The organism is Treponema sp., assembly GCF_051883275.1.
In the GTDB taxonomy this organism is placed as follows: Bacteria; Spirochaetota; Spirochaetia; order Treponematales; family Treponemataceae; genus Treponema_D.
Genome location: NZ_JBJETK010000046.1, coordinates 191598 through 212464, shown reverse-complemented (window position 1 = coordinate 212464; position 20867 = coordinate 191598). Strand labels below are relative to the sequence as shown.

General features: G+C 39.0%; 20 protein-coding genes. 15 read left to right on the top strand and 5 right to left on the bottom strand.

All coding sequences use genetic code 11. The annotated features are described in order from the left end of the window. Positions 1 to 48 precede the first annotated feature (48 nt). Both argA and ACI4L0_RS07715 read left to right on the top strand, forming a co-directional pair. Positions 49 to 1458: an amino-acid N-acetyltransferase gene (gene argA / locus ACI4L0_RS07720; protein ID WP_439799586.1), complete on the top strand. Its 1410-nt coding sequence runs from the start codon at positions 49 to 51 to the stop codon at positions 1456 to 1458. 751 nt (positions 1459 to 2209) lie between these two features. Further along, positions 2210 to 2641 (top strand): hypothetical protein, encoded by a 432-nt coding sequence (locus ACI4L0_RS07715; protein ID WP_439799585.1) that lies wholly within the window; start codon positions 2210 to 2212, stop codon positions 2639 to 2641. Between the two features lie 107 nt (positions 2642 to 2748). Here ACI4L0_RS07715 and gyrA read toward each other — a convergent pair whose 3' ends face one another. Then, complete coding sequence (gyrA, locus tag ACI4L0_RS07710) at positions 2749 to 5238, bottom strand: DNA topoisomerase (ATP-hydrolyzing) subunit A (RefSeq protein WP_439799584.1); 2490 nt, start codon at positions 5236 to 5238, stop codon at positions 2749 to 2751. Between the two features lie 21 nt (positions 5239 to 5259). Beyond that, complete coding sequence (gene gyrB / locus ACI4L0_RS07705) at positions 5260 to 7242, bottom strand: DNA topoisomerase (ATP-hydrolyzing) subunit B (protein ID WP_439799583.1); 1983 nt, start codon at positions 7240 to 7242, stop codon at positions 5260 to 5262. Between the two features lie 110 nt (positions 7243 to 7352). Between gyrB and dnaA the strand changes: the two genes are divergently transcribed. The 13 genes from dnaA to ACI4L0_RS07640 all read left to right on the top strand — a co-directional run bounded on the left by dnaA (position 7353) and on the right by ACI4L0_RS07640 (position 18699). After that, positions 7353 to 8795: a chromosomal replication initiator protein DnaA gene (dnaA, locus tag ACI4L0_RS07700; RefSeq protein ID WP_439799582.1), complete on the top strand. Its 1443-nt coding sequence runs from the start codon at positions 7353 to 7355 to the stop codon at positions 8793 to 8795. A gap of 324 nt (positions 8796 to 9119) precedes the next feature. Further along, the gene (gene dnaN, locus ACI4L0_RS07695; RefSeq protein WP_439799581.1) at positions 9120 to 10244 is read left to right on the top strand and encodes a DNA polymerase III subunit beta; all 1125 of its coding nucleotides are present in this window, start codon (positions 9120 to 9122) and stop codon (positions 10242 to 10244) included. Positions 10245 to 10256: 12 nt separating this feature from the next. Beyond that, entirely contained in the window at positions 10257 to 11348 is a 1092-nt protein-coding gene (gene recF / locus ACI4L0_RS07690; protein ID WP_439799580.1) for a DNA replication/repair protein RecF, read from the top strand. Then, positions 11345 to 11878 (top strand): DUF721 domain-containing protein, encoded by a 534-nt coding sequence (locus ACI4L0_RS07685; protein ID WP_439799579.1) that lies wholly within the window; start codon positions 11345 to 11347, stop codon positions 11876 to 11878. Before recF ends, ACI4L0_RS07685 begins: the two co-directional genes overlap by 4 nt. Positions 11879 to 11935: 57 nt before the next feature. Further along, positions 11936 to 12091, top strand: coding sequence for a 50S ribosomal protein L34 (gene rpmH / locus ACI4L0_RS07680; protein ID WP_013700286.1), 156 nt, complete (start codon positions 11936 to 11938; stop codon positions 12089 to 12091). 16 nt (positions 12092 to 12107) lie between these two features. Further along, positions 12108 to 12470, top strand: a complete 363-nt coding sequence (gene rnpA / locus ACI4L0_RS07675; protein WP_439799578.1) for a ribonuclease P protein component — start codon at positions 12108 to 12110, stop codon at positions 12468 to 12470. Beyond that, positions 12440 to 12688 carry a membrane protein insertion efficiency factor YidD gene (gene yidD / locus ACI4L0_RS07670; RefSeq protein ID WP_439799577.1) on the top strand — a complete coding sequence of 83 codons (249 nt, stop codon included), beginning with the start codon at positions 12440 to 12442 and terminating at the stop codon, positions 12686 to 12688. Before rnpA ends, yidD begins: the two co-directional genes overlap by 31 nt. Positions 12689 to 12709: 21 nt before the next feature. Next, positions 12710 to 14515: a membrane protein insertase YidC gene (gene yidC / locus ACI4L0_RS07665; protein WP_439799576.1), complete on the top strand. Its 1806-nt coding sequence runs from the start codon at positions 12710 to 12712 to the stop codon at positions 14513 to 14515. Positions 14516 to 14641: 126 nt separating this feature from the next. Then, a complete protein-coding gene (gene jag / locus ACI4L0_RS07660) occupies positions 14642 to 15358 on the top strand; it encodes an RNA-binding cell elongation regulator Jag/EloR (RefSeq protein WP_439799575.1) in 717 nt (238 codons plus the stop codon). 13 nt (positions 15359 to 15371) lie between these two features. Continuing rightward, positions 15372 to 16151 carry a DUF6675 family protein gene (locus ACI4L0_RS07655; protein WP_439799574.1) on the top strand — a complete coding sequence of 260 codons (780 nt, stop codon included), beginning with the start codon at positions 15372 to 15374 and terminating at the stop codon, positions 16149 to 16151. A 15-nt stretch (positions 16152 to 16166) separates the two neighbouring features. Beyond that, complete coding sequence (locus tag ACI4L0_RS07650; protein WP_439799573.1) at positions 16167 to 17189, top strand: peptidylprolyl isomerase; 1023 nt, start codon at positions 16167 to 16169, stop codon at positions 17187 to 17189. A 222-nt stretch (positions 17190 to 17411) separates the two neighbouring features. After that, positions 17412 to 17942 carry a GNAT family N-acetyltransferase gene (locus ACI4L0_RS07645; RefSeq protein ID WP_439799572.1) on the top strand — a complete coding sequence of 177 codons (531 nt, stop codon included), beginning with the start codon at positions 17412 to 17414 and terminating at the stop codon, positions 17940 to 17942. A 1-nt stretch (position 17943) separates the two neighbouring features. Further along, positions 17944 to 18699 (top strand): hypothetical protein, encoded by a 756-nt coding sequence (locus tag ACI4L0_RS07640; protein WP_439799571.1) that lies wholly within the window; start codon positions 17944 to 17946, stop codon positions 18697 to 18699. A gap of 24 nt (positions 18700 to 18723) precedes the next feature. On the opposite strand, the gene ACI4L0_RS07635 is transcribed toward ACI4L0_RS07640, so the two are convergent. Genes ACI4L0_RS07635 through ACI4L0_RS07625 form a run of 3 tightly spaced genes read right to left on the bottom strand, consistent with a single transcriptional unit; the run spans position 18724 to position 20836 of the window. Next, positions 18724 to 20079 carry a GntR family transcriptional regulator gene (locus tag ACI4L0_RS07635; RefSeq protein WP_439799570.1) on the bottom strand — a complete coding sequence of 452 codons (1356 nt, stop codon included), beginning with the start codon at positions 20077 to 20079 and terminating at the stop codon, positions 18724 to 18726. A 41-nt stretch (positions 20080 to 20120) separates the two neighbouring features. Continuing rightward, on the bottom strand, positions 20121 to 20528 hold the full coding sequence (locus ACI4L0_RS07630) for a cytidine deaminase (RefSeq protein ID WP_439799569.1): 408 nt from the start codon (positions 20526 to 20528) through the stop codon (positions 20121 to 20123). A gap of 2 nt (positions 20529 to 20530) precedes the next feature. Next, positions 20531 to 20836: a YhbY family RNA-binding protein gene (locus ACI4L0_RS07625; protein ID WP_439799568.1), complete on the bottom strand. Its 306-nt coding sequence runs from the start codon at positions 20834 to 20836 to the stop codon at positions 20531 to 20533. Positions 20837 to 20867: the final 31 nt, after the last annotated feature.

Sequence of the window (20867 nt, the reverse complement as noted above, 5' to 3'; positions counted from 1 at the left end):
TATTTTCAATGATTGACAGTTTTTTCAACCTTCGCAATACTAGAAATTATGGAAGAAACAATTATTCATGAAAAAGCGGAAAGAATCCGCGATGTCATCCGCTACATAAAAAAATTCAAGGATGCGCTCGTTGTCATCTACATGGACGATGCCCTTATTGAAAGCCCTCATTTCCTAAACCACATACGGGATATAAGCCTGATTCACGAAGCCGGACTGAAAATAATACTTGTTCCCGGAGCAAGCCGCAAAATAGACAATGTTCTTTCTTCAGCCCATATAAAATGGCAAACACACTGTGACTGCCGGGTTACAGGCCAGGAAGCGATGCCACTTATAAAAACAGCCGCCTTTGAAGTTTCAAACCAGATTATGACAGCGCTTGCAGGAGAAAAGAAGACTGCCGTTATCGGAAACTGGGTCAGGGCAAGAGGAAAAGGTGTCATTGACGGATTCGACTACGGCACAAGCGGAGAAATAGAAAAACTGCAAGACGATGCAATCCGAACCATCCTGGACAACGGCTTTATCCCTATTTTTCCATGCATTGGATGGAGCATAGCAGGAAAGCCTTACAACATCTCTTCCATAGAGCTTTCGGAGCAGATAGCAGTCAATCTAAACGCTGACAAACTCTTTTTTCTTGCTCCAGGCGCAGAAATAAGCGAAAGAAATTTTATAATTCCCAAAAACACAGGTCTTTCTCCCGAAGGCAATATTCCAGCCTTAAACCTTGAGGAAGTTGAATTATTCCTGAAAACAAACGAACTATCGGTAAATTCCAGTGAAAAAAATGCAAATTCTACCGAACGTTTGGTAATATATGATGAAAAAGTTTCACGTGAAACAAACAGTGAATATTCCAGAGAAAAAATTTTCAACCTATTAAGAAAAGCTAAAAAAGCCTGTATTCAGGGAGTGGACAGAGTTCATATTTTAAACGGCTCAATAGATGGAGTTGTTCCATGTGAAATATTCAGCGATCTAGGCTCAGGAACAATGATATACAGCAGAAACTATGGAAAAATACGGCCAATGCAAAAAGAAGACATTCCAGCTGTATTAAGTGTAATGCAGCCATTTGTCGACTCTGGAATTCTTCTTCCAAGAACCAAGGAAATGCTTTTGCTTCAGCTGGAAAATTTTATTGTATATGAAATCGACGGAGCAATCCGTGCCTGTGCATCTCTCATACCCTACCCTGATGGACAAATGGAAATTGCAGGCGTTGCAGTAGAGAAAAACTGTTCACACATAGGAATCGGGCCTAGAATAATTCAGTTTCTTGTGAAACAGGCACAAGAGAAAAAATCCAAGGGGCTATTTTTACTTACAACAAAAACGGCAGATTGGTTTGAAAATTTAGGATTCAAACCTTCAAATATATCAACTCTCCCAAATGAACGCAGGGAAAAATGGAATCCTGGAAGGTGCTCAAAAGTATTAAGGCTTTTTTAGGATTTCCCCTGTTAAAGTATCAACTTTCTGATTTTATGAAAAGCTATGTTTCATGTGAAACATAGTTTTTTTTATTTGCATAAATATTAAAGAAATTCAGTTTTCCTATAACAGTAAAATCACAAAACATTTTTTACACTTCCAATAACATTTCTCTAAACAACAAATTAACAACCTTGCCGAAAGCACTGAGATATGTTGATTTTTAAAAAGAAACCCTCATACGATGCAAGCTTCGGAATATTAAAACATCCACAAACATTTCTTTTTTAGCCTAAAATGCCAGATATAATTTCTTTGAAAAATAAACACATCAAAAAAGAAAAATTTACAGAGTCATTCCGAAAGTTTCCTTCAAATTCAAAATGTTTCACGTGAAACACCTATATTGTGGAAAAACTATGGATTTTTCTCAGTAAAATCACAGAAATTAATAAAACAAACTTTCTAATTCCTTATAATACAACAAAGTATATTTATTTTTCAGTTTTAACTTAAAACTATTCTTTTTGTGGAAAACATGGGGAAAAATGTTTCATGTGAAACATACAGGGATAAAAACAACTATATTTAAATAAAGTTAATACAAAATTTAAACAAATTTGAATTTAATAAATTTCACAAAAATTTAGTATAAAATCAATATCATCTTCATATAAAAAAGGCTATGTCCGTAAAAAGTGTTGTTTTTTAGTTGACAATTAGAAAATTCGCACTATGTTAATATTTAAAGTTGGAAGAGGTAGATAGTATGGAAAAAGAAAAACTGTTTCAAGAAGTTTATGAAACAAATCAAATAAATAATGCATTACATTTTACAGAAATGGCGGTGCACTGCTTACCAAGCGACCAGTATGGAATAATTGTTACTGTTGGAAGTACGATTGATAAGAATAATAGTAATCCACCACATGCACATGTATGGTCGGCAGACAAGAAAATACATAGTCGTTTTCAAATCGTTGATGAAAAGTGTCCTGAAACCCCAGAAGACCTAAAAGTTGTAGACTCAAGCGACGAACCATTAACAAAAATTGCTTCAAACATAATTGAATGGGCAAAAGAAACCCCTACACGTTCTTATACACAAGGCGATAAAACAAACTGGGACGCTATGAGAAGTTCTTGGAGGGATATTCAAGAACTTGTAAATGAAGGCTTGGCAAATCGCACTTTTAAATAGCAACACTTTTTACGGACATAGCAAAAAAAATACTGAATAACCTGCACTCAGATTATCCAGTATTCAATATGGCTTAAAAGTTAATCAGTATCTTTTGATAAAGAAATTTATTTTTTTTCTTCTTCATCATTGGCAATACGGTCAACGCCAACAACATAGTCAGGATCAGTTATGGAAACAACCTTTATTCCGCTGGCGCTTCGTCCCTGGACAGTTATATCCCTGGCGGCGACACGGACAGAAGTTCCCTGGCTTGTAATGCACATAACACTGTCAGTATCACGCACACACAGAGCTCCGATAATTTCCCCCTTGTTCTCTACATTTCCAAATATCTTTTGTCCGCTGGTTCCTCTGCCATGGGCATTGAATTCAGCTGAATCAACTCTCTTGCCTATGCCCTTTTCCGTGACCACAAGAATTTTTGAATCCGGCTCTGTATAAATCCTTATGGCAGAACAAAGCTCGTCGCCTTCTGACAGTTTCAAGCCTGCGACACCGCGGCTGGCTCTTCCCATAGGGCGGACTTCTTCCTCGCTGATTCTAAGAGCCTGTCCGCGGCGGCTTACAAGAAGAAGCTCGTCCTTTCCGGTGGAGAGAATAGCACTTACAAGAGTATCCCCTTCATCAAGGCGAACCGCCTGCATTCCGCGGGACTTTGCATTTCTGAAATCGATTGTAGGAGTTTTCTTTACAACTCCGTTGGCGGTTGCCATAAACAAGTAGTTCTGCTCCGAGAATTCCTTGAGGCTTACTATTGCAGTAATATCCTCATTTGCGCTCACTGAAAGAAGGCTCTTTATGTTGATGCCGCGGCTTGTTTTTGAAGCCTCTGAAATTTCATGAACCTTTATCCAGTATGCCTTTCCTTCAGTTGTTATAAACATCAGATAGTCATGAGTTGAAGCCACAAACATCTGGTTTATGTAATCTTCTTCAACAAGCTTGGCAGATATGGTTCCCTTTCCTCCCCTTCCCTGGCTCTTGTACTGGCTCACAGAAACACGCTTTATATAACCAAGTTTGGAAATCATAACAACCATGCCTTCTTCTTTGATCATATCTTCAACATTAATCTGTTCCAATTCGTTTGAAATAATATCAGTCCGCCGGTCATCGCCAAACTTTTCTACAATGGAATTTGTTTCTTCTTTTATGATAGCCAAAATCTTTTCGTGATGAGCAAGAATATCTTCAAGGCGATTAATTTCTAAACGAACCTGTTCCAATTCAAATCTCAGTTCATCAATGCGCAAAGATGTAAGAACACCAAGTCGCAAATCTATAATTGCCTGGCTCTGTTCTTCATCAAAACTGAATCTTTCTTCAAGCCGTTTCTTGGCTTCAGCTTCATCTTTACTTGAACGGATAATCTTAATAACTTCATCTACGCAATCAACCGCAATGATTTTCGCTTCAAGAATATGTTCTTTTTTCTTTGCAGCGGCAAGCTCAAATTTTGTTCGGCGTGTGATAACCTGATCACGATGCTCAACAAAATGCTTTATTAATTGTTTTAAATTTAAAATCTTAGGAACAAGTCCGTTTCCTGAAGGAACTAAAGCAAGATTTATTATACCGTAACTGGACTGTAAAGCGGTTCTAGCAAAAATCTGATTTATGACAATTTTCGCAATCGCAGATTTTTTAAGGTCAACTTCAATTCGGACTTCATCTCCATGGCTTCCGTCGTTTACTCTTTCGATACCTTCTATTACACCCTCGTGAGCAAGTTCACCTATTTTTGAAACAAGATCTGTAGTTCTTGTCTGATAAGGAATTTCTGTGAATACAATTTTTTCTTTTCCTTTGGTGTCGACTTCGATTGTAAATTTTGCTCGAATTAAGATTTTTCCGCGACCTGTTTTATAAGCGTCAATGATTCCCTTTTTACCAAAAATTATTCCTCCGGTTGGAAAATCAGGGCCTTTAACATATTGCATTAAATCTTCTATGGTACATTCAGGATTATCTATATATGCGCAGATTGCTTCTCCAATTTCCCTGAGATTATGGGGAGGCATATTTGTAGCCATACCAACAGCAATACCTGTTGAACCGTTGCACAAAAGAAACGGAAATGCCGCCGGAAGAACTTTTGGTTCAACTCTTGTATCATCGAAGTTCGGGTTGAAATCAACTGTATCTTTTTTTATGTCTTCAACCATTACTTCGGCAATTTTTGACATTTTTGCTTCAGTGTAACGGTATGCGGCCGCAGGAGAACCGTCAATTCCTCCGAAGTTTCCCTGCTTTGTAACAGGCATGTATCTTAAAGAAAAAGCCTGTCCAAGACGAACCATCGCATCATAAACAGAAGCATCTCCATGAGGATGGTAACGGCCAAGTACATCACCGACTACAGTTGCACATTTTTTTGTTTTACCGCCAGATACCAGGCCTTCTTCTGACATAGCGTAAAGAATACGGCGATGAACAGGTTTTAAACCGTCACGAACATCAGGCAAAGCGCGTTCAACGATAACTGACATAGAATAGTCGATAAAAGAACGCTGCATTTCGTATTCAATCGGTGCAGTTAAAACAAAACCGCCTTCTGGCGTCTGTTTTTCTTCATATTTAATTCTCTCAATCATTTTCAAATCCTAACTATTTTATTAAACATCCAATGTTGCATATTCAGCATTTTCTTCGATGAATTTGCGGCGAGGGTCAACGTCATCTCCCATGAGAACAGAGAAAATCTGGTCTGCCTTTTGGGCATCTGTAATTTTTACCTGTTTCATTTTGCGATTTTCAGGAGACATTGTAGTTTCTTTCAGCTCCTGCCATTCCATTTCACCGAGACCTTTGTAACGCTGAACTTCTGCCTTAACGCGGTTTTCTCCGAGTTCTTCGAGAGCGCAATCTCTTTCTTCATCAGAGAAAACAAATTTTTTGAATTTCTGCTTCTTATATTCGACGCGATAAAGAGGAGGCATGGCAATATAAACATATCCGTTTTCAATAAGCTGAGGCATGAAACGGAAAAAGAAAGTCATGAGCAAGGTTGAAATATGCGCACCATCGACATCGGCATCGGCCATAATGATGATTTTATGATAGCGAAGTTTTTCGATGTCAAAAGTTTTGCCGATTCCAGTTCCTAATGAAGCGATTACAGGCATAAGTTTGTCATTGCTTATGACTTTTGAAGAATTGACTTTTTCAACATTAAGCATTTTTCCCCAAAGCGGAAGAATTGCCTGTGTTTTTGGATTTCGGCCCTGCTTTGCTGAACCGCCGGCAGAATCTCCTTCGACGATGTATATTTCACATTCCTCTGGTCTTTTAGAAGAGCAATCTGCAAGCTTTCCAGGAAGCCCGAAAGAATCCATTCCGCTTTTACGGTTTGTTTCAATAGCTTTGCGCGCTTTAATTCTTCCTAACGCTTCGTTAACGGCTTTTTCAAGAATCATATTGCAAATTTGAGGATTCTGTTCAAACCAAAGCGTAAGCTTTTCTGAAACAAGCGAATAAACAACTGTACGAACTTCTGTATTTCCGAGTTTCTGTTTTGTCTGGCCTTCAAACAAAGGGTCAGGGACTTTTACTGAAATAACTGCTGAAATACCAGTTCTGACATCATCACCAGTAAGGCGTTCAATTTTTAATTCTTTTTTCTTGTCCGAATCGTTATTTTTTTTGTTTTTGTTTATTTTTGGATTTAATTTTTTAAAAAGACTTTCGTTGTTGTCTAATGCTTTATTCAAAACGAAAGTAAGGGCATTTTTAAAACCATCAAGATGAGTTCCGCCTTCGTGAGTGTTTATGTCATTTACATAGGAATAAATATTTTCTTCATAACCTTCGTTATACTGCATTGAAATTTCTGTGATGATATCATTTTGTTCCCCGGAAATGAAAATAGGCTCTTCCGGAATGACTTTTTTTTCTTTATTGAGAAATTTTATGTATTCATTTATTCCGCCTTCAAACTGAAGAACAACTTCCTTTGGATTTTCAAGGCGTTCATCGCGGAAAACTATGGTTATTCCGGGATTCAAAAAAGCCAGCTCGCGGAGCCTTGAAGAAAGAACATCAAAATTGTAAGTAGTTGTTTCCTTGAAGATAGACGAGTCCGCTTTCCACCTTATTATAGTTCCATGAAGAGAAGTTTCCCCAACACATTCAACAGCGCTTTTAGGAATTCCCATAGAATATTTCTGCTGATATTTTTTTCCGTCCTTGTATACAAAAGCTTCCATCCATTCAGAAAGAGCATTCACGCAGGAAACGCCTACTCCGTGAAGACCTCCTGAAACCTTGTAGTTTGACTTGTCGAATTTTCCTCCGGCATGAAGGCGCGTAAGAACAAGCTCAAGGGCAGATATGTGCTCTGTCGGGTGAATGTCAACCGGAATTCCACGTCCGTCATCTTCAACCCTGCATATATCGTCTTTTTCAAGGGCAACAGTTATTTTTTTACAATATCCGGCCATTGCCTCATCAATGCTGTTGTCCACAACTTCATACACAAGATGATGAAGACCGTCTATTGATACGGAACCTATGTACATTCCAGGGCGCTTTCTAACAGCCTCAAGCCCTTTCAAAACCTGAATGCTTCCAGCTCCGTATTGATTATTCTCCTCAGACATGAAAAACTCCAAAATTTCTCAAAATGAGATATATATAAAATAGAAATAAATTGAAAAATAAGTATACTCATATTGAAGAAAAAAGTAAAGACAGAGTATAATTGTATGTTATGAGCGAACAGAACTACCTTGCTTTCTGGGAGGAAGCACTAAAACAAATCCATGAAGAATATAAGCAGAAAGGACTTGAATCAGAATTCAAGCTCTGGTTCAATATGGAATATGTAGAGGACACAATAGAAACTATAACTGTATCTGTACCCTCTGATTTCATGTGGACAACCATGGTTAACAGAGGCTATATAAACGCAGTTGAAACAAAGATAGCTGAACTAACAGGCCAGAACATAAATCTTTCATATATAGTGAAAAAAAGAACAAGCAGCCCCCAGAATTCATCTGTTTCCATGAATTCTGTACCCAAAACTGTACCCGATAATTCACAGAATAAACCCATCCATGAAGAAAAAGAACCAATTCAAAATTCTGTACCCTCATTTAAAATTCATCCTCAGCTGAGCGAAGACTACACATTTGAAAAATTCGTAAAGGGAGAAAACAGCGAATTCGCCTACAGCGCGTCCCTCGCAGCTGCAAAAGAACCGGGGAGAAGGTTTAATCCGCTTTTAATATACGGAGGTGTAGGACTTGGAAAAACCCACCTCATGCAGTCAATAGGAAACTACATCTACAATAATCCTCCAGAGGGAAAAGACAACATAAAAATATGCTATATAAGCGCAGAAAATTTTCTAAATGAATTCACTTTTTCTTTAAGAGATGGAACCTCTGAAAAATTCAAGAATAAATACAGAAAACTTGATGTTCTTCTCCTGGACGATATACATTTTCTTGAAGACAAAATTCAAACGCAGGAAGAACTTTTCTATACATTCGAGGAGCTTTACAGAACACACGCGCAGATTGTATTCACCTGCGACCGTCCAATCTCGGAACTGAACGGAATTGAAGACAGGCTAAAATCAAGATTCTCAATGGGAACAACAATAGATCTTCAGCCTCCAAGCTATGAAATAAGAAAGGCAATACTTCTGAAAAAACTCGAGCTGAAGAATAAAACAGTGCCAGAAGAAGTGACAGATTTCATAGCCAAAAACATACAGTCAAACGTGCGCGAGCTGGGCGCCTGTCTTGACAAGATGATAGGCTATGCTGAGCTTCTTCAGAAAAATCTTACAATCGACATTGCAAAAAAACTCCTGAGCGACAATATAAGCAAAATTTCAGACAGCTCAATCTCAATAGATACAATTCAAAAGGTAGTTGCAAACCACTACAATATTTCACTGAGCGACATAAAGGGCGTAAAGAGAAACAAGAAAATCGCTTATTCCCGGCATATCGCTATATATATATCCAGAATCCTCACAGAATCGTCATTTAATGAAATAGCAGCTGAATTCGGGGGAAAAGACCACTCAACTATAATGCACAGCTTCAACACCATAGATACCCAGCTTAAAACTGACGAAAGCCTGAATTCAACAGTAGAGCTCCTTATCAAGGAAATAAAAGAATACAAGAGGCTTTGATTTCAGTGGAAAACTATTTTCAAATATGTTACAATCCTGTGGAAAAAATAGCAGTTTTATAAAAAAAGTGAATTTGTGGAAAAAAAGTGAATTAACTTTGCTTAGTTTTGCACAGCTTATTTTCTTTTATTTCAAGAAGAAAACTTACTTTTCCATAAATCCACAGGCACTATTACTACTATTACTAAAATTTATAAATTTATAAATTTAAGAGGATGTGCATAAAAATTCATCTGTCTGCATAATTATGCAGATTTGTATAGCTGTAATTAAAAACTGAAATTTTTAGAAAATTTATATAAAATTTTTTTATGGGAGAAATATATGAAATTTACATTTGACAGAGACATGATGATTAAAGAAATTTCCATAGCCCAGGAAATAATTTCTACAAAGAACATAGGCTCCATTTTGTCAAATATTCTCATAATAGCAGCTGACAACAGGCTGGTTATAAAGGCCACTGATATAAAAGTCAACTTTGAAACGCAGATTCCGGTTCAGGTTATTTCCGAGGGAACGACGACTGTCTACTGTGATAAATTCATTGGAATTTTGAATTCGCTGCCTTCCGGAGAAATTGAATTCAACCAGGAAAAAAAGGAAGGCGAAGATCAGTCCATAAATGTAATTATAAAGCCTGTTGATAAAAAAATAAAATTCCAGATGAAAAGCATGTCCCAGGAAAAATTCCCGGAATTTTATTCAGCCGAGAATGTGCCTTATTTTGAGGTTTCTTCAAAGGACATAAAGGAAATGATTTCCCAGACATCGTTTGCTGTAAGCGAGGATGAAACACGCTATTTCATGAACGGTGTTTTCTTTGAGAAAAAAGGCGATAATCTCAACATGGTAGCTACGGACGGAAGAAGGCTGAGTTTTATTTCAAAGGCGATTCTTGCCGGAATAAGCGAATTTCCATCTGCAATAGTTCATCCTAAAATTCTTAACATAATACAGAAGCATGCCCCTGAGGAGGGAAACATTTTTATCGCGGTTGTTGATAAAATGATTTTCTTCAAGTTTGGACAGTATAAATTTGGCGCGGTTCTTCTTGAGGGACAGTTTCCGAATTATGAAAGGGTTATTCCAAGCCAGCAGCTGTACAGTTTTCTGGTTTACAAGACGGATTTAGTGGATGCCATGAAGCGTGTTTCCCTTATGGTTGACAAAAAGGCAGGAAGAATTTTCTTCAATATTTCTGATGGAATTTTAAAAATCACTTCTTCGCAGTCAGATATGGGAAGCGCGGATGAGGAAATTCCGTGCCAGTACCAGGGACAGTCTTACACAATCGCAGTGAATTTCCGCTACATCGAGGAGCCTTTGAAATTCATGGGCTCAGAAAAAATAATGTTTGAATTCACAGAGGAAATGAAGGCTGTTACTATGCGCCCTGAGCCGTCAGAGGATTATTTCCACATAATAATGCCTATGCAGAAGGAATAGAAAAAGCGGAAGATGCCGTTTCTTTCTCTTTCCACCTATAATTTCAGAAATCTTCTCAATGGAACTATAGACTTGTCCTCCAGGGAAGTTTTCTTTGTAGGAAAGAACGGACAGGGAAAAAGCAATCTTCTTGAAAGCCTTTATTATTCTGCATACGCTTCTTCTTTCAGAACTCATGTCGACTCGGAAATCATAAGAAAAAATGAATCTGAAATGAGCGTTAGGTGTCTTTTCAGAGAGGATTCAGGAAATTCTCATACAACTTCAATCATAATAAAAGAAAAATCCAAGAAAATAGAAAAGGACGGAAAAATTATTCATGACAGAAAAGAGCTTGTGAATACAGTTCCGTGTGTTCTTTACAGCCACGAGGATTTGGATTTTGCTGTCGGCTCTCCTGAAAGGCGGCGTTTTTTTATAGACCAGTCCCTCAGCATGTATGATGTTTTTTATATCGATGTCATGAGAAAATATAAAAGAATTTTAAAGAGCCGCAATATGAGCCTGAAGGAAGGACAGTTTGGTCTTCTTGATGCCTATGATTTTCAGCTTGCGCAGAACGGACTTGAAATACAGAAAAAAAGAAAAAACGCGGTGTTCAGGTTTAACCAGTTTTTTGGAAATCTGTATGAGCAGGTTACAGGAATCAGCGGAGTTTCAATAAAATACATTCCTTCATGGAAAAGCCAGGAAAATGTACCTTCTGTTGATGAAGTCGTTTTCGGCCTGAAAAAATCGAGGGAGCAGGAAAAAATTATGGGCTCATCGTTAAGCGGGCCCCACAGAGATAAAATTGTATTTGAAAAGGATAAAATGCCTTTTGTTCCTACTGCCTCCACCGGGCAGAAAAGGCTTATAGCCCTGATTTTAAGAACAGGACAGGCTGTTTTTTATAGGCAGATTACTTCAAGAAAGCCGGTTCTTCTTATGGATGATGTCATGCTTGAGCTTGACCCTGAAAAAAGACAGAAAGTTACTTCTCTTCTTCCTGAATATGACCAGCTTTTCTGCACTTTTCTTCCGGGAGAGCCTTATTCAAATTACAAAAGGGAAAACACAAAAGTTTATCAGATAAAAAACGGCGAATGGATGGATTCAGAATGAATGGCGATATACTTTCGTTTGGCCAAGTGATTTCAGATGTATTCGGCTCTCTTAAAACTGAAGATGCTGTAAATTCCATCAATATTTATGATGAGTGGAAAAGAATTCTTTCAAGAATAAAAAGCTCTTCAAATCCGAATGAAGGAGCCAACATGGCGGGACACAGCAGGGTTGTTGACCTGAAGAACGGAATTCTTTTTGTAGAGGCGGATCATCCTGGATGGATTTCTCTTATACAGATGCATAAAAAATATATTCTCACCGGACTCAAAATGAAATTTCCCAGAATAGAATTCAAGACGCTCGCTTTCCGCTTGAAATCACAGGAAAATTCACAGCCCAAAAATGAGTGTGACAGTGTTTTTAGAAAAATGGAAATGCAAATGGAGGAAGAGGAAAATATAAACAGGCGTTACGGAGTCAGCGAAGCCAAAAATTCCGCGGAAAAAGAAAGAAAGGAGCTTCCTCCTGAGTTGAAAGTTCTTTTTGACGATTTGAAAAAAAGTATGTTGACTAATGTTGAAAAATAATGATAATATCTGCTCTACTAATTTTGAAAATATTTTTATTTATATAGGAGTCTTATTATGTTACGTACATATCAGCCTAGCAAAGTAAAGCGCAATAGAAAATTTGGATTCCGTGCGCGCATGGCAACACGCGGCGGACGTATGGTTCTTGCCAGAAGAAGAGCAAAAGGCCGCTATAAATTGACTGTTTCTGACGAAAAGAAGCCTTACTGATTTATCAGAAAAAAGGATGGATACGGACTTGAATAAAACAGGGCGTTTTAGAAGACAAGAGCATATAAAGCGCTTTGCCGACATCCAGAAACTTTTCAAAACAGGGAAGAGATTCAGTATAGTTGGCGCGAAAATTTTTTTCGCCAGAAACAATATGAATTTTAACAGAATTGCTTTTCCTCTTCCCCGTGGCTATGGAAACGCTGTTGAAAGAAATAAATCCAAGCGCTATAGCCGTGAAACATATCGTTTTTTTAAATCGCACCTGAACACCGGTTTTGATATTCTTTTTTTAGTATATCCCGGAAATGACTCGTTCCTTTCGCGGTGCAGACAATTTAAGACATTATGCAAAAAAGCTGGCTTGTTAAGGGAATAAGAAATTTTTTTATAAAATTTCTTATTCTTTTTATAAGATTCTATCAAGTTTGTATTTCTCCTCTGTTTCCTCCGTGCTGCAGATATACTCCCAGTTGTTCTGCCTATGCAATGGAGTCAATTTTAAAATACGGGCCTGTAAAAGGGCTTTATTTCGCCATAAAAAGAATTCTCAGATGCAATCCTTTTTGCAAGGGAGGCTATGATCCTGTTCCGTAAAAGGCGAAAAAAGGAAAAAATATGGAAAAAAACACTATTTTGGCAATAGCACTTTCTACGGTTGTTCTGGTGGTATCTCTGTTTATTCAGACAAAGTATATTATTCCGAAACAGCAGGAAAAGGCCATGAAACAGGCTGTTGAGCTGGAAGTGGATAGGAAGGCGCAGGAAGAAAAATCAAAGGCGGAAAATGAAATGATTTCGGCTGCGGCGGAAGAAAATTCAGAAAATGCCAATGAAGTTGAATTCTATGAGATTTCCACGGAAAAAGTTAAGGTTACTTTTACAAATCAGGGCGGAGACATTGTAAGCTATCAGCTTCTTGATCATAAGGATAAAGATACAGGAGCTGGAGTTCAGATGGCGGATAAAATTTCGCCTTTAAACAGAGCTTTCAGCCTTTCTTTTGGCGGCACAGAAAATCCTGCGCTGAATGAAATTTTCAATACTTCAAGAAAGGATGATTACACGATTCTTTTTTACCGTGATTATGAAGTAAAGAATTCTGATGGAAGTGTAAGCAAATTCACACTTGGAAAGCGGTATACATTCAGTCCTGATGATTATGTTTTTAAACTTGATGTTTCTGTTATAGCGAAAGACGGCGGAGAATTCGGCATAGGAGGCGCGGCTTACACATTGAGAACGGCTCCTCAGATAGGCCCGAATTACGACAAGAAAAACCGCTACGATGTAAGGCAGTTTCTTGCTTTGAATTCAGGAAAAAGAATCAGAAAAAATGTGTCAGACAAAGTGTATGACTTGTCTTCTGTTGATTGGGCAGGCGCAGGCGGAAAATATTTTACAATGCTTGTGAAGCCTGTTTCGCCTTCTGATATGACAGGCCGTGTAAAAGTATCTGCCGGCTCTGAGCATGAGAGCAACTGCCAGATTTTTATGTCAAGAAAGCCTGTCAGCGAGGAGTCTTCTAACGATACCTATTATGTGTATGTGGGACCGCGCCATGAACGGGAGCTTATAAAGTACAATGACCAGACAAAGAACGCCTGGGGAATTTCAAATGCAAAATTCAACGAAGCTCTTCAGACAACAGGATTTCTTTCGTTTATTGAAATAATTCTTAAATGGTGCCTTGAAAAAATAAATCTTGTTTCTCACAACTGGGGAATTTCAATAATAATACTTACAATACTTTTAAAGATTGTATTGTTCCCGCTGAACAAGAATGCAGCTATAGGCTCTCTGAAAATGCAGAAGATTCAGCCTAAGATGAAAATTATCCAGGAAAAATATAAGAATGACCAGCAGAAGATGAGCGTTGAAATGCAGAAGCTCTACAAGGAAGCCGGATACAATCCGATGTCAGGATGCCTTCCGATGATTGTGCAGATGTTTATACTGTTTGCCCTGTATAATGTGTTCAATAATTACTTTGAATTCAGAGGAGCGAGCTTTATAAAGGGATGGATTGACGATCTTTCCACAGGCGACAGCGTTTGGAGCTGGAAAACAAATATTCCTTTTATATCTGCGTTTACAATGAACAATTTAAGGCTGCTTCCGTTTATTTATACAGCGTCCCAGCTTTTGAACGGAAAGATTACACAGTATGCAAATGCCGGCTCCGGGGCAAGCCAGTCGCAGATGAAATTCATGATGTACGGAATGCCGCTGATGTTCTTCTTCCTGTTTTATAATGTTCCGAGCGGACTTTTGCTTTATTGGGCTGTCAGCAACATTATTCAGATCGGTCAGCAGCTTGTCATAAACAAGGTTATGAAGAAAAAGCTTTCCGAGATTGAAAAGGAAAATGCCGTTGATAAAAACGTCTTGAAATTCAAGGGCGGAAAAAAGAGAACAAGATAGAGTTTTCTTAAATGCTGTTTTAGTGTGTTTTTTGCAAAGCACGGCAACTGGGTTTTATAGCCTTTTCTGTGCGCAGGGCGGAGGCTATAAAATCTTCCAAGCGAATCAAATTTTTAGAGGTAATATATGACTTACGAGTATGAAGGAAAGACAGAAAAAGAGGCTATTGAAAAAGCCGCGGCTGAGCTTGGTCTTGAAAAAGATCAGTTTGATGTTGAAATTCTTGAGTCCCAGAAAAAGACTCTGTTTAAGAATGGATATGTAAAAATAAGGGTTCACACAGTTGATTCAAAGAACCAGGTTTCGCCCGAATTTGACGGAAAAGTTCCCAACGCAACAAAAAGAGCCAATGACCCTGCCCTTTTTTCCAATCCGCTTCCGCAGGATGAAATCGAGGAAAAAATAATAGCCTTTGTAAAATCCCTTATTGAAAAAATGGGATACGAGGCCGCAGTTGAGATTATGTTCCGCGAGGAAAAAAAGATAGGAATAAAGCTTTCAAGCGAGTCCTCTTCAATTCTTATCGGAAGAAAGGGAAAAAATCTCGATGCGATGCAGCTTATTGTAAATGTTTATGCGGGTCACCTTGGAAGGGAAGATATCCGCATTATTCTTGACACTGAAAACTACAGAATCCGCCGCGAGGAGAGCCTTGTGCGCCTTGCCTATGTTACAGCAGATAAAGTGCGCCAGAAGAAAACTTCTGTTCTTCTTGAGCCTATGAATCCGTTTGAAAGACGCCTTATTCATACAACGTTGAATGACATCGCTGATGTTGAAACTAAATCTGAAGGCGAAGGTTTATATAAGCAGGTGCGTGTCATTTACAAGGGTGTGCGCTGATTTGGAGAAAATTTTGAAAAGCTGTTTTTATAGACTTTCAGTATTTTTTTTAGGTCTTTTTCTGCCTATATCGTTTCTGTCTGCCTATTCTGCGGAGGAAATTCTCGGCTCTGAGAATTTTGAGATTTTAAAAAGCCAGGGGAAAATTCAGGTTAATATATTCAAACCTGAAAAGGCGGAATTTCAGCTCCTTCCAGAAACCATGCTTGCCGGGAAAATAGCGGAAGAACTGAATTCAAGCGCTGATGAGGAAATACCTTCTCTTATTGGAGAAAATGTATACCTGATTCCAAAAGGGAACATCGGCTTGGACAAGGCTTCTGAAATTCTGCGTTCAGTAAGCAAAATGCAGGGAATGCAGTATTATTCCAACGGTGAAAAAAAATGGACTACGCTCTATCATGATGCGTACTGCATTGCCGGTCCCCAGGACAGAACAAGAGTTGACGACAAAACCGACGGAAGCGCGGATGGCCTTGTGCAGTATTGTCTTTTAAATGACAATTCGCTTGGAAAGTCAAATTATGAGGTTTCATATTTTCAGACTGAAAATGAAATTTCAATGAAGCTTGTAAATACAACTCCTGTGTACTACAAGTTTTTAAAAGCTGTTAAGCCGGGAAATATTCACATAAATCTTGTAATGACAATCTGCGATGACTACATTGTTGTGTATATGAATGTAAAGGCCAGCTTTTTCTCTCTTGGAGTTGTGGAAAAAAGAATGAAGAAGTCGCTTTTGAATAGGCTGGATGCGATTTTCACCTGGTTTTCCGGTCAGATTGCTGAATAAAAAACGGGAGGAAAAATGAAAAAGTTTATAGCAGCGCTTATTTTTGCATGTGCGCTTATTTTTAACGGAGGATCTGAATCTATGAAATCTTTGGAAGGAAAAAACGGGCTTTTTGCTGTAATAGCTACAGATAAAGGCGATATTGTGCTTGAGCTGTATTACAAGCAGACTCCTTTGACAGTGACAAACTTTGTTGGACTTGCAGAAGGAACATTGAATGCTTCAAAGGGAAAGCCTTTTTATGACGGTTTGAAATTTCACCGTGTTATAGCTGATTTTATGATTCAGGGCGGAGATCCAAAGGGAAATGGCAGCGGAGGTCCGGGATATAAATTTGCGGATGAAATTGTGGACAGTTTGAAATTCACAGGCCCGGGAGTTCTTGCGATGGCGAACGCTGGTCCGGGAACAAATGGAAGCCAGTTTTTTATAACCCATGTTGAAACTCCATGGCTCAACGGACATCATACTATTTTCGGTCATGTTGTTGACGAGGCAAGCCAGGCTGCTGTAAATGCAGTTGCCCAGAATGATGTGATAAAAAGCGTAAAAATCATACGCCGTGGAGAAGAGGCTGAAAAATTCACTGCTTCACAGGTGGATTTTGACAGGCTTGTTGCGGAAGTTCAGAAAAAAGCCCGGGAAGAAAAGGAAAAGGCCAATGCTGCAAAAATAGCTGAGGTTGAAAAAAAATTTCCTGGTTTCAACAAAGACAGCAATGGAATTTTTTACAAGGAAACAAAGGCTGGTTCCGGCAATAAATGCGGCGCAGGAAAATTCGTTGCGACGGAATATAAAGGCTATTTGGTGAACGGAAGCGTTTTTGACCAGTCGAAAGGCAGAGGTCCGCTTGAGTTTAAAACCGGCGCAGGAGAAATGATACCTGGCTTTGATATCATGGTTCAGGATATGAAGCTTGGTGAAAAAAGAACAGTTGTGATACCTTCTGATCTGGCTTATGGCGATGCAGGCTATCCGGGAGTTATACCGGGCGGCGCTTATATTGCGTTTGATATTGAGCTGGTGAAAATAAAATAAGGATGTTTTTGAACGGAAAGCACGTTGTTTTGCAGCGTGCTTTTTTTTATGTAATCTTGAAAAATAGATTTATATACAATTTTTCAACAAAGTTTTCCACAATAGATAGCAAGTTATGCACATAAATTTGTGGAAAATTCCCTTTAAATGCACATAAATTTACACAGGTTTTCCACAGGTGTGGAAAATTCAGTAAATTTATGTAGAGTAAAATTAGAGAATATGGCGATTGTAAGGAAAGTTTGCATTTCAGATTTAAAAAATATCATGGAAATTGAAAAAAATTCCTTTAAAAACGGAATTCAGGAGTCGGAATCTGTTTTTGCAGAGCGAATTCAGATTTTTCCCGATGGATTTTTCATTTTGGAGGAAGAAAATTCCGCCGCTGGATATTTCTGCTCTGAATTATGGGATTCAGCTGTTCTTGAAAATTCCGATTCCTTTTCTCTTAATCATTCTGCCTCTGGATTTCACAGGAAAAACGGCGAAATACTCTATATAAGCTCTGTTGCTGTCTGGGAAAAATACCGCGGCAGAGGCTTTGGAAACAAGCTTTTTCAGGACAGTGTTTCGAGCATCTTGGAAAAATTTCCGCAGATAAAAGAAATGGTTCTTATTGTCAATGAAGAGTGGATTTCTGCGGTTAAAATATACAGAAAATTCGGATTTTCAGAATATAGCCGGATAAAGAATTTTTTTTCAGCCGAGGGAAAAAAATCCGATGGAATTCTTATGCGGAAAACGGTGGTGTAAAATGAATGATTCGCAGTGGAAGATTTTTTCAGAGTTTAGAGATGTATTCAAAAAGCTTTGCAGCCAATGGAGCCAGCTTTCATCTGAACTGTACCCATTGCAGCTTTCGGCGGCGCAGTCTGTTCCCGGGTACAGTTTGGAAACACCGGTTGTATATAACAAGTCCTATGACGAAGTTGAAAAATCCGATGACATACGCTTTATAGTTATCGGCGACAACCCCGGAAAAGAAGAGCAGCTTCATAGAAACCAGAGATATCTTGTGGGGCAAAGCGGAAGAATCGCGGAGGGCTTTTTCAGGCGCAATGCGGAGCTGGGCGCGGATTTCAGAAAAAACGCTGTGATTTTGAACAAAACGCCTGTTCACACCGCAAAGACAGTTCAGCTCAAGTCAGTTTTTAAAAATGGCAGCCCGGAAATAAAAGAGCTTATTTCAGAAAGCCAAAAACAGATGGCCCGGCTTGCATTTGAGCTTCATGACGGACTTTTTTCCTGTTCAGATGGTTTTGAGCCTGAATTGTGGCTTGTGGGATATTCAGAACTGAAAAAAAACGGAATTTTCTGCATTTACCGTGATGAATTAAAGCGGCTTTACGAAGGAAAAAAATCCTGGAGCAAAGTGTTTGTTTATCAGCATTTTTCCATGAACAGATTTATTGTAGACCTGAATGAATTCAGAAAAAACTGCGATGCTCCGCTGAAAGTCTGCCTTGAAAAAATCGGAGAATTGCACAAAGAGGAAATTTTCTGCCAGTAAAGCGCTGAAGAATCCTCCCCCCCCCTAGATTTGCTCAATCTGCGATAGATAGTTTATGAGCTTGTCTTTTATCAGAAAATCAGTGAGCGTTATCTGGTTCAGTATTGAAAGTGGGCAGCCGAAATTTTGATACTGTTTCCGGTATTTTTCGAGAATTTTTTTGGGAAGAACAGAAACTGTTGCGTTTATTGACTTGGAAATCAGGTTTGAGAAATTTTCTATGAATATGCATTTTCCGCTACAGTCATGTGTATAGATAAAATCTGCATTGGAAATTTCAGTTGAGGTGTCGTATTCAATTATGTATCTGAAATCTTCTTTTTCCGCCCATTCAAGAATTTCCTGTTTCTTTTTTGCGGAAGTTATGTTCTTTGAATAAAGGAAAACAGAGGTTGCCTGGCTTTGCTCAAGAAGAGCCGACAGGGATTCGCTGGAGTCAAACGGAATTTCTGTTGTCGCTATATTTGTTGCCAAAAAAACATCCTTCATGGACGAATGAAAATCGCGTGGAACGGCAATTCGTGGCCTTGTATCTTTCGGGCTGATTGATTTTTCCGCGAGCTGAAGAAGACCATGCGGATTGTTTCTGGGCTTTCTGAATTCATCCAGCTGCAGCAGCTTGAACAGAATGTCTGCCTTGCTGCATGAAACAACTATCTGCGACGGATTAACTTCCATTTTATGAAATTTATAGAAAAAAGCGGCAGCGGCGATTCTGAGGGTGGATTCTCCCATGGAATCGGGAATCTGGCCCCCTTCTAGAAGCTTGCGGTTTTCCCTGATGGCGGTCTGCATGGAGTCAACATAATCATCTATCGGCGAGACTATTTTTCTTTTTTCAGGCGAAGACTTTACAAGGTCTCCAGTGTTCATGAGAATTGCATTTTCTTCTTTGCCGGGAATGGACTTTAGCTCCTTTTTTTGAATCTGCTCCTGCTGTTCGGCTGAAAAAGGATAAGGAAGAACAAATGTTCCGGCTGTCTTTATGGAATTTTCATCAGCATCAATATTTTCTGTTACGAAACCTGCGGATTCCTCTTTTTGCTCCTTTTCACATCCCTTTAGAACGGACTCAACTGTGGGAATTTCGCTAGCGGAATTCTGTTTTTTCTGGACGGTTTCCGCTGTGGGTTCTGCGCCTTTCACAAAAAATCCGCTTTTTGAGAGCGAATAAATATATCCGGCGGCCTCCAGCTCGCTGTATGCCTTTGTAACGGTGTTTCTGCTTATGCCGTATTTTTCAGAAAGTGTTCTTATTGAAGGAAGTTTTGTTTCTTCCGGCAGAAGTTTTTTTTCGATTGATTCTGTGAAAAACAGATAAAGCTGGTGATAAAGCTTTACCTTGCTTGTTTTGTCTAGTTTTATTTCAAGATTGTTCACAAAGCCACCCCGCTCTAATCTGTACCCTTAGACAGGGTCTTTTAAAGGCTGAAACTTTCCGGCAGAAGCTGCCCCAATGTCATTACGCGGTATTCATCGGGGGATTTTGCCATTACAACTTTGAATTCCTTGTCGCAGAATTCAGCTAAAACCTGTCTGCATACTCCACACGGGCTGCAAAACGATTCAGGCTTGCCGTTTTTTCCGCCGACGATTGCAATCGCCCGGAACTTTCTGCACCCTTCGCTTACGGCTTTGAAAACAGCGGTTCTTTCTGCGCAGTTGCTCGGTCCATAGGCTGAATTTTCAATATTGCAGCCTGTGTATATTTTGCCGTCATCCGCCAGAAGAGCTGCTCCCACATGGAAATTTGAATATGGAGCATAGCTGAATTCGAGCATTTCCATCGCTTTTTTGATAAGGGTTTTCAAAGGAATTTCTTCTGCCATTTTTATGCCTTTTTCAGTTTTATTTTCCGCTTTTCAGGATTATCGTTCTGCCTGAAGAATATTGCGATGTTTCCGATTACCCGAACCAGCGTGGAATCTGTGCGCTCTGCAATGTCCCTTGCGTAGTCAGCGCGGTCTTCCTTGTACTCATTGAATTTTACTTTTATGAGCTCGTGCGCTTCCAGGCAGGAAGCAACCATTTTTACCAGCGGCTCTGTAACGCCATTCTGTCCGATTATAACTACAGGGTCTAAGCTGTGGGCGGCTTTTTCAAGAGCTTTCCGCTGCTTGCTTGTGATTTCTAACATGAATATATATTATCCGAGGATCAACTTAAAG